Source organism: Erythrobacter litoralis HTCC2594 (assembly GCF_000013005.1).
Taxonomy (GTDB): Bacteria; Pseudomonadota; Alphaproteobacteria; order Sphingomonadales; family Sphingomonadaceae; genus Parerythrobacter; species Parerythrobacter litoralis_A.
Genome location: NC_007722.1, coordinates 2,504,301 through 2,519,377, shown reverse-complemented (window position 1 = coordinate 2,519,377; position 15,077 = coordinate 2,504,301). Strand labels below are relative to the sequence as shown.

The 15,077-nt window shown below is 64.6% G+C and carries 11 protein-coding genes and 1 pseudogene; 1 reads left to right on the top strand and 11 read right to left on the bottom strand.

All coding sequences use genetic code 11. The features are described 5' to 3' along the window. Positions 1-39: 39 nt before the first annotated feature. The 3 genes from EL2594_RS12235 to EL2594_RS12225 form a co-directional block, all read right to left on the bottom strand. Positions 40-1,377 carry a cytochrome P450 gene (locus EL2594_RS12235; RefSeq protein WP_011415403.1) on the bottom strand — a complete coding sequence of 446 codons (1,338 nt, stop codon included), beginning with the start codon at positions 1,375-1,377 and terminating at the stop codon, positions 40-42. 153 nt (positions 1,378-1,530) lie between these two features. Then, a complete protein-coding gene (locus EL2594_RS12230) occupies positions 1,531-2,754 on the bottom strand; it encodes an ABC transporter permease (protein WP_041686064.1) in 1,224 nt (407 codons plus the stop codon). Between the two features lie 20 nt (positions 2,755-2,774). Further along, entirely contained in the window at positions 2,775-3,755 is a 981-nt protein-coding gene (locus EL2594_RS12225) for an ABC transporter ATP-binding protein (RefSeq protein ID WP_049762554.1), read from the bottom strand. 98 nt (positions 3,756-3,853) lie between these two features. Between EL2594_RS12225 and queG the strand changes: the two genes are divergently transcribed. After that, positions 3,854-4,906 carry a tRNA epoxyqueuosine(34) reductase QueG gene (gene queG, locus EL2594_RS12220; RefSeq protein WP_011415400.1) on the top strand — a complete coding sequence of 351 codons (1,053 nt, stop codon included), beginning with the start codon at positions 3,854-3,856 and terminating at the stop codon, positions 4,904-4,906. Here the strand turns inward: queG and EL2594_RS12215 are convergent. The 8 genes and pseudogenes from EL2594_RS12215 to EL2594_RS15390 form a co-directional block, all read right to left on the bottom strand. Further along, positions 4,903-6,084 (bottom strand): CaiB/BaiF CoA transferase family protein, encoded by a 1,182-nt coding sequence (locus tag EL2594_RS12215; protein WP_011415399.1) that lies wholly within the window; start codon positions 6,082-6,084, stop codon positions 4,903-4,905. The genes queG and EL2594_RS12215 overlap by 4 nt on opposite strands. 13 nt (positions 6,085-6,097) lie before the next feature. Next, on the bottom strand, positions 6,098-7,324 hold the full coding sequence (locus EL2594_RS12210) for an NAD(P)/FAD-dependent oxidoreductase (RefSeq protein ID WP_041685332.1): 1,227 nt from the start codon (positions 7,322-7,324) through the stop codon (positions 6,098-6,100). A gap of 49 nt (positions 7,325-7,373) precedes the next feature. Continuing rightward, positions 7,374-12,072, bottom strand: a pseudogene (locus EL2594_RS12205) (NAD-glutamate dehydrogenase). A 149-nt stretch (positions 12,073-12,221) separates the two neighbouring features. Next, positions 12,222-13,217, bottom strand: coding sequence for an LLM class flavin-dependent oxidoreductase (locus tag EL2594_RS12200; protein WP_011415395.1), 996 nt, complete (start codon positions 13,215-13,217; stop codon positions 12,222-12,224). After that, positions 13,214-13,945, bottom strand: a complete 732-nt coding sequence (locus EL2594_RS12195; RefSeq protein ID WP_011415394.1) for an alpha/beta fold hydrolase — start codon at positions 13,943-13,945, stop codon at positions 13,214-13,216. The genes EL2594_RS12200 and EL2594_RS12195 overlap by 4 nt, the downstream gene beginning before the upstream one ends. A gap of 144 nt (positions 13,946-14,089) precedes the next feature. Then, on the bottom strand, positions 14,090-14,290 hold the full coding sequence (locus EL2594_RS12190) for a helix-turn-helix transcriptional regulator (protein ID WP_011415393.1): 201 nt from the start codon (positions 14,288-14,290) through the stop codon (positions 14,090-14,092). Beyond that, positions 14,287-14,883: a hypothetical protein gene (locus EL2594_RS12185; RefSeq protein ID WP_233994276.1), complete on the bottom strand. Its 597-nt coding sequence runs from the start codon at positions 14,881-14,883 to the stop codon at positions 14,287-14,289. The genes EL2594_RS12190 and EL2594_RS12185 overlap by 4 nt, the downstream gene beginning before the upstream one ends. Positions 14,884-14,900: 17 nt before the next feature. Then, the gene (locus EL2594_RS15390) at positions 14,901-15,071 is read right to left on the bottom strand and encodes a hypothetical protein (protein ID WP_011415391.1); all 171 of its coding nucleotides are present in this window, start codon (positions 15,069-15,071) and stop codon (positions 14,901-14,903) included. Positions 15,072-15,077: the final 6 nt, after the last annotated feature.

The following is a 15,077-nucleotide window of genomic DNA, read 5'->3' as shown; positions in this document are numbered from 1 at the left end:
CATCTCTGAATACGCTGCGGAGCGCGGAAAGGTTTCACCTCAGAATTCGGTGACCTCGACTTCCAGCTTGCGGAAGCCGTGCACGAAATTGGCGCGCACCCGCTCGACATCGCCCGCCAGATGCACCCGCATGCGGCGCTTGTGCAGCTCTTCCAGCAGCACGCGCAGCTGCAGTTCGGCCAACCGCGCACCGACGCAGCGGTGGATGCCGTACCCGAAGGCGATATGGCGGCGGGCATTCTCGCGCGTGATGTCGAGCTTGTCCGGGTTTTCGAAGACTTCCTCGTCGCGGTTGGCGCTGAGATACCAGAGGACGACCTTGTCGCCTTTCTTGATCTTCTGGCCGAACACTTCGGTGTCTTCGGTGCAGGTCCGGCGCATGTGTGCGAGCGGGGTCTGCATGCGCAGGATTTCCTGCACGGCGTTGGGGATCAGCTCGGGCTGTTGCTCGAACAGCTTGCGCTGGTCGGGGTTCTTGTCGAGCTGGTAGATGATCCCGCTCATCGAATTGCGGGTGGTGTCGTTCCCGCCGACGATCAGCAGCACGAGGTTGCCCATGAATTCTTCCGGGCGCATCTGGTTCATCGCGGGCGAATGGATCATCATCGAGATGAGATCGTCGCCCGGTTCCTTGTCATGCGTGCGCTCGACCCACAGCGACTGGAAATAGGCCGCCATCTCGTGGAGGAAGCCCCAGCGCATCTCGTCGAGTTCGCGCACGGTGGCGAGCTCGGTATCGCCCGACCAGTCGGACCAGAAGGTCAGCAGGCGGCGGTCTTCCCACGGGAAACCGAACAGGATCGCGAGCATGCCGGTGGTGAGTTCGATGGAGACTTTGTCGACCCAGTCGAAGACTTCGCCGCGCGGCAGGGAATCGAGCAATTCGCCGGTGCGCTGGCGGATTTCGCCTTCCATCTCGGCCATGCCGCTGGGGGTGAATTTTGGCGCGACGGTGCGGCGCTGGCCGGTATGCTCGGGCCGGTCCATGGCGATGAACATCGGCAATTCGCGGCGGTCGACACCGCTCTCTTCACGCTCTTCGTCGCTCAGGCGGTTGAGGATGGTGATGCCGCCATGTTCCCAGCTGGAGGAGAATACGTCCGGCAGCGCTTCGATATGCTGGATCGCCTTGTGGCCGACGACTGCCCAGTACGGGCCGAAGGGGCTTTCGGGAATATAATGCAGGGGGCCGGCCTCGCGCATTTCGCGGAAGATCGGATGCCAGGTGTTCTCGTAGTAGATATCGCTGCGGCTGACGTCCCATTTGTGCGTATGCTGCGGACGCTCTTCGGGGTGCTCTTCGAAATGCTTCTTGAGCGCTTCGTAGGCGGTCGGTTCGCTGCGGCATTCGGGCCGCTGGGGGGCGATCGTGGCCATCGGGTCTCTCTCCTTGTGCGGACGACTCATTCAGGCCGTCCGTCATTGCCGCCCATCCTGCTGTTATTGACAGGCGTGTCAATAGTGAGTTGCGTTTTGCGACTTATTTCGCCCGACGCTAGCAGTGCGTGCCAAGCGCAGCAATCCGCAGGGTCAGGCCGCCTTGGCGCGGCGGCTAAACAGTCCGCGCCTGGTGGCCTTGCCCGCACCGCCGGATTTCATGACCCGCTTACGGAACAGGGTCGCCCCGGCCTTGACGAAAACCGCGACCGCAAAGCCCTGCCACAGCAGCGCGATGCCGTGCTGCATCAACCCTTCCTGCAACGCGCCGCGCGCGAGCATGGCGAAGGGCGAGCTGAACGGGATGATCACAGCCGCCCATTCGAAGGTCGAACCCTGGTCGGCGACGGCGAAGCTCGCGGCGAAGAACACCAGCAGCTGCAACATGGTGACGGGCATGGACAGCGTCTGCACTTCGCGCACGGTCGTCGCCAGGCTGCCGATCGCGAGGAACAGCGAGCCCAAGAGCAGGTAGCCCATGGCGAAATAGGCGATGCCGAGCACGATGAACATCGGCCAGCCGACCGCCGGTTCGGGGAATTGCGACAGGTCGAAGCCGGCCAGCGAGAAAATCCCGCCCACGACGAGCCCCCACACAGCGATGCCGACGAATGACACGCCGAGCATGGCGAACAGCTTGCCGAAGAAAACCGCATCCATCGGGATGGCAGCGGCGAGGATTTCGATGATCTTGTTGGCTTTCTCTTCGACCAGGTTGGACAGCACCATCCCGGCGAGCAGCATGGTCAGTAGAAACAACAGCATTTGCCCAGCCTGCGCGGTGACGATCCGTCCAGATAGTTCGCTCGCGCCGCTGGTGACGACCGACGTGGTTTGGACTTCCGGAAATTCGCTCGGGGTATTCCCAAGCGCAGTTGCCGCGAGCAGGGCGACTCGACCGCGCATGCGTTCGAGCTGGTCTTCGGGAGCGGTCAACACCGGCTCGGCCAGCGTGCCGGAAACGATGGCGGCGATGTTCGAGCGTTTCTCGGCCAGGATGGCCTGTGGGTCGGTATCGATCGGATCGTCCAGCAGAGCGAGCGGGGGCAGGCTGCCGCCGAGCTGCGGACCGAGTGCGCGGTGTGCCTCCAGCAATCGTTCGCTGTCCGCCGAGGCCATCAGGACGGCCAGTTCGGGATTGGACACCTCTTGCTTGACCTGACTGCCGATCCCTCCGGCGAGCCCGCCGACGATGATCGGGAACAGCGGACCGAGCAGGAAGAAGAGGAACGCGCGGCTGAATAGGATCGCCACGAAGTCGCGCCGCGCGATGACCATGGCGGCGGCGAATTTGCTGAGTCGTGAATTGGGGGTCATGGGCTCGTTGCTCACCGGGGTCATCGGACGCTCGCATTCTCGGGTTCGGCTTCCAGCGCCTTGGCGGCCGCTTCGCCCGCGATATGCACGAAGGCATCGTGCAGTCCGGCACGCTCGATCGAGAGCGAAAGGATGCCAGCCTCCCCTTCGATCAGCGCGCGCAGCAGCGGCTCGATGCCGCTTTCCGGCAGCGAGAAGTTCCAGAAATCGCCTTCGCGCCGCGCATCCTCGGGCAGGACCTCGCGCCATGGTCCGCCATCGGCCTTGGTCTCCAGCCGAACCTGCGCCGGAATGCGGTCGCGCGCGGTTTCGACGCTGCCCGCGTAAGGCACCTTGCCGCCGGCGATGATGGCAACATCGTCACACAGCCGCTCGGCGTGGTGGATCACATGGGTCGAGAAGATCACCGTTGTGCCCTTGGCGGCGAGATCGCGGATCAGCCCTTCGAGCTTGCCCTGGTTGATCGCATCGAGGCCCGAAAAAGGTTCGTCGAGTACCACCAGCTTGGGGTCATGCACCAGCGTGCCGAGCAATTGGACGGTCTGCGCCATACCCTTCGACAGCTGCCGGATCTGCCGGTCCACTGCATGGCCGAGGCCGTGCCCTTCCAGCAGCGCACGCCCTTTTTCGCGCGCTTCGGCCAGGTTCATGCCGCGCAGCGCGCCCATGAAGCCGATCGCTTCGTAGGCTTTCATCGCCGGGTAGAGCCCGCGTTCTTCGGGCAGGTAGCCGATCAGGCGGCCGATCTCGTGCGGGCGATCGTGCCCGAACACGCGGCGCACGCCTTCATCGGGGTCGATGATGCCCAGCAACATGCGCAGGGTGGTCGTCTTGCCTGCTCCGTTGGGGCCGAGGATACCGTAGATCGCGCCTTCCGGCACGGCAATATCGACGCCATCGACCGCGAGCGTGCCGTCGAAGCTCTTGACCAGCCCCTTGGCCTCGATAGCGAGCGGACGCGAGAAGGCTTCCGTCGCTGCGCCGCTATCCATTTCGTTCATGCCATTGCCCGAGGTGTCGGCTTCGCTTAGCGCGAGGGAAGTGTGACGATCCATTCCGGCGCGTTAACTGCCGGACGTGAACGGGAGCGACCATAAGCGTGGTTAACGCCGCTGCAACCGCCGACCTGCAGAAACGCCTGATCGCGGAGGCTAAGCGGTTGGGTTTCGCGCAAATCGGCTTCGCTGCGGCGACGGACGATCCCAAGCGGGCCGAGCGACTGCACGACTGGATCGAGGCCGGTTATTACGGCTCGATGGGCTGGATGCAGACCCACGCCGACGTGCGGCAGGGCCCGCAATCGATGTGGCCCGCAGCCAAAAGCGTCATCGCGCTCGGCATGGCCTATACGCCCTCGACCGATCCGATGGCACTGGACAAGCACCCGGATCGCGCGCGCATTTCGGTCTATGCCCAGGGGCGCGACTATCACGATACGGTCAAGAAAGCGCTCAAGGCGCTCGCCCGTTGGCTGGTCGCCGAAGCGCCCGAGACCGAGCTCAAGGTGTTCGTCGATACCGCCCCGGTGATGGAGAAGCCGCTGGGCGAAGCGGCGGGGCTTGGCTGGCAGGGCAAGCACACCAATCTCGTCAGCCGCGAGCATGGCAGCTGGCTTTTCCTCGGTTGCATCTATTGTACGCTCGATTTTGCGCCGGACGCGCCCCATTCGGACCGCTGCGGGTCCTGCAATGCCTGCCAGACAGCCTGCCCGACCGACGCGTTTCCGCAACCCTATGTGCTGGATGCAAGACGCTGCATTTCCTACCTGACCATCGAACATTCAGGCCCCATCCCCGAGGAATTCCGCGCGCCGATGGGCAACCGCATTTACGGCTGCGACGATTGCCTGGCGGTGTGCCCCTGGAACAAGTTCGCCGACAGCGCCGCACGCCACAAGGCCTTCCTGCCCCGCGCCGAACTGGTTGCGCCGAAACTGGCGCACTTCCTCGCGCTCGACGATGCCGGGTTTCGCCAGCTGTTCTCGGGCTCGCCGATCAAGCGGATCGGACGCAATCGCTTCGTGCGCAATTGCCTCATCGCGGCTGGCAACAGCGGCGACGCGGCTTTGCGCGAACCGGTCGATGCCCTGCTGGCCGATCCCGATCCCGTCGTCGCCGAAGCGGCACAATGGGCGAAAGCGCGGCTAGTCTAGCGCCTGCGGTTTTTCGCTGCGCGCTCGCGCAATTCTTCGCCATTTTCGTCAAGAAGCGGGGCGTGCAGGCCGAGTTCGTGCTCCCAGTCGGAGAAGCTGCTCGGCTCGCGCATTTCGACCACACCGCCTTCGCTGGGATGGGTCGTGCGCTGGATGAAGCCTGTCTCAACCAGGTGCGGATCGTCGATGATTTCGGTGAAGTGGCTGACCTTCATCGCGGGGAGGCTGTTGGAACGGCAGATGTCCTCAAGTTCGGCAACCGTGAAGTTCGGACTTAATTCGGCGGCCCGCCGCTGCAATTCGGCCTGGTTGAAGAACAGTCCGCGCCGGTCGGCAAAGCGCTCTTCGGCGGCGAATTCCTCGTCCCCAAGCAAGGCGACAAGGTCGCGGAAACCCTCCAGATGCGCTGGCGCGATGGCGACATGTCCGTCCTTGGCGGCGAAGGGCTTTTGCAGCGGATCGAGCTGGCGCGTGAAGCCGGGCGGTCCCTTGGGCGGATCGAAAGTGAGGCCGCCCATGTGCTCTTTCATCATGAAACCGGCAAACAGCTCGAACATCGGAATTTCGATCGCCTGCCCGCGTCCGGTACGGAGGCGATGGATCAATGCTGCCATGATCGCGTACGCACCGTGCAGGCCGGAGACCTTGTCGGCGACCAGCGAGGGCAGAAAGCGCGGGGTCGGATCGCCGTCGACTTCGCTCAGCAGTGTGACTGTGCCCGTCGCCGCCTGAATCGTATCGTCGAAGGCCTGCAACCCGGCATAGCGCCCACCCGAGCCATAGCCGACGCAATGCGCGTAGATTATCTCCGGCGCGATTTCGCGCACCGCGTCGTAGCCGAAGCCGAGCCGCTCGATCGAAGCGCCGCGAATGTTGTGCACCATGACGTCTGCCTCGGCGAGCAGGCCGCGCAGCACCTCGGCGTCTGCCTCCTGCTTCAGGTCGAGGATGATCGATTTCTTGCCGCGGTTGAGCGCGATATGCGTCGCGCTCATCCCGCGATTGACGGCGTATTTGCTGGTGTGCCGCTGCGTATCGCCGCCCGGGCTCTCGACCTTGATCACCTCGGCCCCGAAATCGGCGAGGATCTGCGTGCAATAGGGGCCGAACACCATGCTGGTGAGGTCGATGACCGTCACGCCTTCGAGCATGGGCTTGCCGTCACCGGGTGCGATCATAAGGGCGCCCTCCTCACAGCAGTTCCTTGAGCGGTGTCTCGATATCGGCGAGCTGTTCGGGGCTCGCCTCCAGCCGCGCTTCGACCAGTTTGCGCCCCTGCGCATAGTCCTTCGTCCGGTTGACGCAGTCGAGCGCGATCACGCGCCCTTCGCGCAGATAGACGACGCTGAAGCTGCGCTCCGCCGGATTGCCGCGCAGCACGGTCTCGTCATGCTGCATGGAAAAGCCGACCGTCTGCAACCTCAGGTCGTACTGGTTGGACCAGAACCACGGCACCGCGCCGTAAGGCTCCGGATCGCCGGTGACGTGGCGGGCCACGGTCGTCGCCATGTCGTTGGCATTCTGGACCGATTCCAGCCGGATCACCGCCCCGTCGGCATAGCGATTGGCATGCGCCGCACAGTCGCCGATGGCGTAAATATCCTCCAGGCTGGTGCGGCAGAATTCGTCCACATCGACCCCGTTGGACCCCGCCGCTCCCGCCGCGATCAGCGGGCCGATCGACGGGACGATGCCGATCCCGACAATAACGAAATCGGCTGGCACCATTTCATCGCCTTCGAGCTTTACGCCCGTTATGCGGCTGCCATCGCCTTCGAGCGCTTCGACGGCAGCCTCCGTGCGAACATCGACACCATGAGCGCGGTGCTCGGATTCGAAGAAGGCGGAAAGATCTTCTCCGGCAACCCGCGACAGCACTCTCGGCAGCGCCTCGAGTACCGTCACCTCGCACCCGAGCTTGCGCAGGACCGCCGCTGCTTCGAGGCCGATGTAACCACCGCCGATCACCACGGCCTTGCGCCTACCGGCATCCAGCTCGCTTTTCAGTAGGTCGACATCGGGGCGGTTACGGATGGCGTGCACGCCCTCGAGCTCGGCACCCGAACACGACAGGCGTCGCGCGTCGCCGCCGGCGGCCCAGATCAGTTGGCCGTATTCCATGGTGCTGCCATCGGTGAAGGTGAGCGCATGCGCCGTCGCATCGACCTCGCTCACCGCGCGCCCGAGTTGCAGGTCGATCTGCTTGTCGGCCCAGAATGTCTCGGGACGGATCAGGATACGCTCGAACGGTTTTTCGTCGGCAAAGTACTCCTTGGACAGCGGCGGGCGCTCGTACGGCGGGACCTTCTCCCGCGTCAGAAGCGCGATGCTGCCTTCGAAACCCTTTTGCCGCAGGGCGATGGCCGCCTGCGCGCCGCCGTGCCCTGCCCCCACGATGCAAATGTCCGCTCGATCCATGCGCAGCGGAATGGGGGTGGTGCGCCCCGCTCGTCAAGCCTGTTCGGGTTCAGCGCGACAGGACGTTGCGCGCCTGGCTGGCAATCTGCGCCAGCATGGCGGGCGCAACCGGCGTATGCGCACGTGCGCGGGTGATCATCGAGCGAAACTGCCGGATCGCCCCGGCATTCTCGTCGAGCCAGGCATTCACCGTTTCGCACGGATTGTCCTTCATCCCTTTGCGCCGCGTCAGGCGCTGCAGGAATTCCAGCCGCATCTGCTGGAAGTCGCGCGCGAGACCTGCGACCAGCAGGCGCTCCCAGACGTCCGACGGGCTCATCAGTGCCGCCGTCCCCTGCGCCCAGGCCAGGCCGAGATCTTGCCCGAGGATGGTGAAGGCATTGGTCAGCTTGCGGGGGTCGATTTCCGTGCGCTTGGCAAGGTCGGCGAGGCCCACGGCTCCGTCGAGATCGAACAGGTGCGTGACCTTGGCCGCGAGCTTCTCCGGCGCACCGGCACTGGCGAATTCGCGCTGCAGCCTGGTCGTGAGCACAAGGCTTTCGTCGGCGAGCAATTTCTCGGTTCCGGTTGAAAGTTTCTGCACGCCCCTGCCGAGTTCGTCGACCACGTCGCTCGGCATCCGGAAGCCGTTCGATATTCGCAGCACATCGGCCATCTGGATGCGCATCGCGCTCGCCGCGCGGTCGAACAGGATCAGCCGGGTCGCTTCGGGCATTGCAGCTTCGTCCAGTTCCTCCCAGATTTCGCGCACATCGAACAGCCGCTCGGCAGCGACGAATGCGGACGCGACTTCGGCAAGCCCCACGCTTTCCTCTTCCGCCAGCTCGTAGGGATGGATCAGGCCCAGCCGGTTGACGATGCGGTTGGCAAGGTCGGTGGCGATGATGTCCCGGCGCAGCCGGTGGTTGTCGATCTGCTTCTTGTATGCCTGGCGCATCGGCGCGGGGAAATATTCCGACAGGTTGCGCTGCAGTTCCGGATCGTCGGGCAGCGGGCTTGCTTCGATGGCGTCCTGCAGCGCCAGCTTGGCCGACGACAGTAACACCGCCAGCTCGGGCCGCGTGAAGCCCGCCCCGTCGGTTGCGCGGCGGTTGAACGTCTCGTTGTCGGCAAGCCCCTCGGTCCGGCGGTCGAGATAGCCCAGTTCCTCGAGCGTTTCGATCAGCCGCAGGTGCGAAGCCGTGGCCGAAGCGCCGCCTTCTTCCGCGATCGACAACGCCAGCGCCTGGAGCCGGTTGTTCCTCCAGCACGATCTCGGCGACTTCGTCGGTCATCTCTGCGAGCAGCGCAACGCGTTTCTTTTCCGACAGCTTGCCGGACCGGCGCGCATCGGCGAGCGCGATCTTGATGTTGACCTCGTTATCCGAACAATCGACCCCGGCCGAATTGTCGATGAAGTCGGTGTTGATCCGCCCGCCATTGAGCGCGAATTCGATCCGCCCCGCCTGCGTCACGCCGAGGTTGGCGCCTTCGCCGATCACTTTGACGCGCAGGTCCTGCCCGTCCACGCGCAAGGCGTCGTTGGCCGGATCGCCGACCTGGATATTGTTCTCGCGCTCGGCCTTGATGTAGGTGCCGATGCCGCCGAACCAGAGCAGATCGTTGGGCGATTTGAGGATTGCCGAGATGAGCGCATCGGGTTCGATCTGCGCATCCTCGATACCCAGCGCATCGCGCGCCTGTTTGGACAGCTTGATCGTTTTGGCACTGCGCGGGAAGACCCCGCCGCCCTTGCTGATCAGCTTGGGATCGTAATCCTCCCAGCTCGAACTCGGCAGGTCGAACATCCGCTTGCGTTCTTTCCAGCTTTTTGCCGGGTCGGGATCGGGATCGATGAAGATGTGGCGGTGGTCGAATGCGGCGACCAGCTTGATCGCTTTCGACAGCAACATGCCGTTGCCGAAGACGTCGCCCGACATGTCGCCGCAGCCGACCACAGTGACCGGCTCGGTCTGCACGTCGATGCCCATCTCGAGGAAATGCCGCTGGACGGATACCCACGCGCCCTTGGCGGTGATCCCCATCGCTTTGTGATCGTACCCATTCGAGCCGCCGCTGGCGAAGGCATCGTCGAGCCAGAACTCGCGTTCTTGCGCGATCCGGTTGGCGATGTCGGAAAAGCGCGCCGTGCCCTTGTCGGCGGCGACCACGAAATAGGGGTCCTCGCCATCGTTGATGACGACATCGGCGGGATGGACGACCTTGCCCTCGACGATGTTGTCCGTGATCGACAACAGCGTTTCGATGAAGATTTCATAGCTCGCCTGCCCTTCGGCGGCCCAGCCTGCGCGATCACGCCCTGGATCGGGCAATTGCTTGGGATAGAACCCGCCCTTCGCCCCGCTCGGCACGATAACGGCGTTCTTCACCTTCTGAGCCTTCATCAGGCCCAGAATTTCGGTGCGGAAATCGTCGCGACGGTCGGACCAGCGCAGGCCTCCGCGGGCGACAGGGCCGGAGCGCAGGTGAATGCCTTCGACACGACGCGAATAAACGAAGATCTCGCGCCATGGCACCGGCTTGGGCAGGCTCGGCACCTGTGCGGAATCGAGCTTGAATGCGAGCGCGACCTTGCCCGCTTCGGCAAAGGCATTGGTGCGCAGGGTCGCGTCGATGGCCGCCCCATAAAGGCGCAGCAAGCGGTCGTCGTTGATGGCGGAGACCTTGGCCAGTCCGCTCTTCATCGCGGCGCGGGCCGCATTGACCGCCTTCTCGCGATCTTCGCTGAAGGCCGGATCGTGCCGGGCCTTGAACAGCGCGATCAACGCATTGGTGACAGCGGGCGCGCGGGACAGGGCATCGACGACCGTATAAATCGTGAAGCCCATGCCGGTCTGGCGCAGGTAGCGATAAAATGCGCGCAGCCATTCCGCCGCCTGTGCGGTCAGTCCCGCTTCGACCACCAGCCGGTTGAACGGGTCGTTCTCCGCCGCTTCGTTGAGGACGCTGGCGATGGCCACTTCGACTGTCTCGGCGCGTTCGAGCAGCTTTTCGATCGGATCCGCCGTCGGCAGGCCGAGAAGGAAGTCGTGGATCGTCCCGAACTCCCCGTCGTCCAGCGGGGTCGGAATCTCCGAAAGCACGTCGAAGCCGAAATTTTCGAGCGCCGGCACGGCGTCGGACAAGGGCAATTCGCCGGCGATCTGGTACACCTTGAGGCGCAACTGGTTCGGGTCGTCGCCGGCCTTGCGGTACAGCCTCACCCCCCGGATGTTCGCACCGCTTTCCACGGATGCCGACAGGCTGTGCAGTCGGTCGATATCGATTGCGGCTTCGCCGGGTCCATAATCGTCGCGATAGAACGCCGGGAAGGCATCCCTGTAGCGTGCGGCCAGCGCCGCCGCTCGCCCGCTTTCGTGCATCTCGCCGAGCGCCGTTTCGACCGCTTCCGGCCAGCCGCGCAGCATGGCCTGCATCTGGTCTTCGAACGTATCCTCGTCGATCGCGCCGTCGAACGCGCGAATGTCGAGCACGAACCTGAGCATGGCAAGCGTGCCGCCTTCGATTTCGAGGCTCCAGTCGAGCAATTGCGATCCCGTCTCGCGCTCCAGCATGGCCTGGATGCGTCGGCGCACATCGGTCGACATCATGTCGCGCGGCATCCACGCGAACGCGAACAGGTGGCGGGCGAGCGGCGCTTCGACCAGGCTGAGGCGTGGGCGCGGGCGGTCGACCAGCCCCATCATGGTGGTCGCAACACGGCGCAGATCGGCCTGTTCGAAGCCGATCGTCAGATCGTAGGGCAGGGTAGTAACCGCGTGCACCAGCGCCTTGCCGGCATGGCCGTTGGGATCGAATGCGAATTCGCGCAGCAGATCGTCCAGGTGCGCTCGCAGGACAGGCACCTTGCCCGGCTTGGCGGCGAGCGCGGCGCTCGTCCAGACGCCCGCATGAACCGACAGCGCCACGACCTGGCCGTCCTCGACGCGGGGCACGATGAACAGGTCGAGCGGCACGCGGCGGTGGACGTTCGAGGGGCGGTTGGCCTTGACGACCAGCGGCGCGCGGGTGGTGCGCTCGCTGGCATCGTCGAACCATTCGAAGGCGCGCTCGTAGGAGGAATCGGCGAGTATCTGGTCGGCGCTCTGGCGACAGATGCCGAGCATCTCGTCGAGCGTGCCGTCGCGATAGCGGGTGACGTGACCGAGCTGGGTCAGCATGCCGCTGTTGAGCCATTGCAAGAGCTTCGCACCTTCGCTCTCGCCGAGGCTGGCTGCATCCTGGCGCATCAGATGCTGCACCAGCGGCCAATCCTCGACCGCCGCGCGGACATCGGCAAGCGTGACCTTGAGCGCCTTTTCGAGCTCGCGGCGCTCTTTTGCATCGGCGCGTTCGGTTTCGATGTAGATCATCGATTCCGCATCGCCCGCCGCCTGGTTCCTGGCGAAACCGATCAGCCGGTTATCGTCGTCGCGCTCGACACGCAGGACCGGGTGGACCAGCCGATCGATCGAAAGGCCGTGCGAGGCGATGGTGGCCGCAACCGAATCGACCAGGAACGGCATGTCGTCATTGACGATAGCAATGCGCAGATAGCGCCGGTCTTCCAGCGCGGAGGCCATGGCGATCTTGGCGGAACCCGGCTTGCGCGACGCGGCTGCGGACAGCACGAACTTTGCCGCTTCCTCGATCCCGCCCTTGGCGAAAGGGTCGTCGCCGGGGAGCATCGAATCCTTGAGCCGCTTGGTCAGCGCCTTGTTTAGTTTCGAACCGGCCTTCGCCGCTACGGCATCCTCGCTGGTGCCCATTGGTCGAGCGCTCCTTGGTCCCTTCCCGCCCACGATCCGGCTTATTCAATCGTTATAGCCGGGCGTAGTATTATTTCGCCGTTAGGCCTTTGCTTTTGGTCCTGCAAGCATAGCGTGCCGGGACTCTTTAGTCTTCCCTGTCCGTTCGGTCATGCCGCGTGCAACTCCGTGATGGCGTGCTGTGTAAGCTCCAGCGAGCGGCAACGTGCCTCGGGTTCGTAGGTCGATCCCGCGACGATTATCTCGTCGGCTTGCGTGCGCGTGACGAAGGCTTCGATCTTCTCGCGCACCGTCCCGGGCGAGCCCACGGCGGCGGCCTGTTCGAGGTGCACCAGCATCGCCCTGGCCGGCGCCGGGAGCGTTTCGCGATAATCCTCGATCGGCGGCGGCAGCTTGCCGGGGTTGCCACTGCGCAAGCGCACGAAAGCCTGCGCCTGGCTCGACGACAGCAACCGCGCGTCCTCATCGGTGTCGGCGCAGATCACCTGCATTCCGGCCATGACATGCGGTCGGTCGAGTGTCTGCGACGGCTGGAAATCTCGGCGATAGATTTCCAGCGCTTCGTCGAGATGGTCGGGCGCGAAATGCGATGCGAACGCATAGGGCAGGCCCAGCTTGGCGGCGAGTTGCGCGCCAAAGAGGCTGGAGCCGAGCATCCACAACTCGACCTTCGCGCCAAGGCCGGGCGTGGCCGCGATTGGCAGCTCGACATCGCCGGTCAGTAGCGCACGCAGTTCCACCACATCCTGTGGGAAATATTGTGAGGCGGCGCCCAGATCCTTGCGTAGCGCGCGCTGCAGCTCGGGCCCGGCACCGGGCGCGCGACCCAGCCCGAGGTCGATGCGGCCCGGAAACAGCGCGTCGAGCGTGCCGAATTGCTCGGCAATCTGGAACGGCGTATGATTGGGCAGCATGATGCCGCCCGCGCCGATGCGAATGGTCGAAGTTGCGTTGCCGAGATGCGACAGGACGACGGCGGTCGCCCCGCCCGCAATGCCCTCCATCGCGTGATGTTCTGCGACCCAGAAGCGGTGATAGCCCTCGGTCTCCGCAGTCCTGGCAAGGTCGGTCGCGGCGGCAAAAGCTTCGGCCACGGTTCCGCCTTCGCGGACCGGCACCAGGTCGAGAACGGAAAGCTGCATCATGCCACTTCTCCTACAATGTGCAGCAGGCGGTTGATATCCTGCTCGCGCGACAGTCGGTGGTCGCCGTCTTTCACCAGCGTCACGACGACATCCCGCGACTCGAGCGCTTCGGCAAGGCGCAGGCTGATCTGCCACGGCACGTCGGCATCGCGTTGACCGTGGATCAGGCGCACAGGGCAGGTGAGGGCGATCTCGCCCTCCAGCAGCTTGCTGGCCTCGCCGTCGGCCCAGAAGCCGGGATGAAAGGGCGTCGACTCCGCGCCATAGGGATTGTCCTCGAACACCGTCTCGCCCGCCGCCAGCTTCGCCTTCTCGGCATCGGTGCGCCCCCAGTCGGTGAAGTCCGGGGCCGAGGCGATGCCGACCAGCCCCGCCAACCGCTCGCCCAGCGCCAGCCCGACCATCAGGTTGAGCCAGCCACCCATCGACGAACCGATGACAATCACCGGCCCCTCGCAATAGGCATCGACCAGCGCGAGGACCTCGTCCCGCCAGTTGCTCAACGTGCCATCGGCAAATTGGCCGTCGCTCATGCCGCAGCCGGAATAGTCGAGCAACAGGCAAGCCTGCCCCCGCCCGCGCGCCCATTCGAACAAGGCGCTCGCCTTTCCGCCGCTCATGTCGGACATGTAGCCGGGCAGGAACACAAGGGTGGGGCCGCGCCCTTCCAGCAGGCGGAAGGCAATGCGCAGCCCATCGGGCATGGTATGATATCGGACGTCGCTCATCGGCAGGCGTCATGCCCGCACCCGGGCGCATTAGGCAAGGTCAGCACGCTGCCGGAACGCTCATCCTGTCGGCCGCGGTCTCGCAAATCGGCCCGGCACAGCCGGCCAGCACCAGCGCCGCAGCGCAAAGAAACATCAATCGTTTCATTCTTCCGTCTCCCGCTGGAAGATCTCCTCGATCCGCAATGCGAATACATCGGCAATCCTGAACGCCAGCGGAAGCGAAGGGTCGTAGCGACCCGTCTCGATCGCATTCACGCTCTGGCGCGAAACACCAAGCCGATCGGCAAGGTCCTGCTGGCTCCAGTCGCGCTCGGCGCGCAGGACCTTGAGGCGGTTCTTCATACCGCGCCCCAGCTGCCGTAGGTGATGCGATTGGCCGCTGCGCCGATCGCGAGGCCGAAGAACCAGGCGACCGCCCACCAATAGGCGGGCAGGTGCGGCACTGCTTCGACTTGCTCGAGGAAGCCCCAGACCGATGCGATGCTCAGCGCAAAGCCGGTCGCGATCAGCGACTGGCGGATCACCAGCATGCGGATGAACTCGTCCTGTTCCTCGACGATCAGCCGCCCGATGGCCCAGAAGACCCCGATCACCGCGAGGCCGGGGAGGACGGCCACGAGGATGCGCAGCGTCTCGGCCCGTCCGTCCGAATTTTCGACCAGCACCATCAGGGCGATCGCGATCATGTAGAGCGAGGTCGAGATGGCGACGCGCTTGAGGTAACGCTTCTGCGCCTCGCCTTTGTTGAGACACGCGGTTCCGCCCGCATCGACGCGCCGGTTGGCGGATCGGATCAGCGGGATCATCAGGCCCATCGGTGCGAGCATGATGAGAAGGACGGCCATGCCTTCGATAGCGCCTGTGAAGGCCAGCCCGGCGATTGCGCCATACGCGCCGAACATCAGCCCGCCCCAGAAGAAGGGGCTGCGACCCACAGACTCCGCCGCCTCGGTCACATGCACCCCCGCGCGCCGCACCGGCTGCTCATGCTGCCGATCGCCGCGCCGGCAAGGCCCGCGACGATGCCGAATGAGGCACCGGACGACAGCCCCTGCTCATTGAGGACCATGGCGATGCCGATGATGAAGGCGGCCCACATCATCACCTTAATCTGCTGCGTCATTGTCAA

What these genes read in the sequence shown, in the direction of transcription:
- EL2594_RS12210 (WP_041685332.1), bottom strand. Translation starts at nt 7,324, where the DNA reads ATGGATCGAGCGGACATTTGCATCGTGGGGGCAGGGCACGGCGGCGCG.
- EL2594_RS12195 (WP_011415394.1), bottom strand. Translation starts at nt 13,945, where the DNA reads ATGAGCGACGTCCGATATCATACCATGCCCGATGGGCTGCGCATTGCC.
- EL2594_RS15390 (WP_011415391.1), bottom strand. Translation starts at nt 15,071, where the DNA reads ATGACGCAGCAGATTAAGGTGATGATGTGGGCCGCCTTCATCATCGGC.
- EL2594_RS12235 (WP_011415403.1), bottom strand. Translation starts at nt 1,377, where the DNA reads ATGGCCACGATCGCCCCCCAGCGGCCCGAATGCCGCAGCGAACCGACC.
- EL2594_RS12225 (WP_049762554.1), bottom strand. Translation starts at nt 3,755, where the DNA reads ATGAACGAAATGGATAGCGGCGCAGCGACGGAAGCCTTCTCGCGTCCG.
- EL2594_RS12215 (WP_011415399.1), bottom strand. Translation starts at nt 6,084, where the DNA reads ATGATCGCACCCGGTGACGGCAAGCCCATGCTCGAAGGCGTGACGGTC.
- EL2594_RS12190 (WP_011415393.1), bottom strand. Translation starts at nt 14,290, where the DNA reads ATGAAGAACCGCCTCAAGGTCCTGCGCGCCGAGCGCGACTGGAGCCAG.
- EL2594_RS12200 (WP_011415395.1), bottom strand. Translation starts at nt 13,217, where the DNA reads ATGATGCAGCTTTCCGTTCTCGACCTGGTGCCGGTCCGCGAAGGCGGA.
- EL2594_RS12230 (WP_041686064.1), bottom strand. Translation starts at nt 2,754, where the DNA reads ATGACCCCCAATTCACGACTCAGCAAATTCGCCGCCGCCATGGTCATC.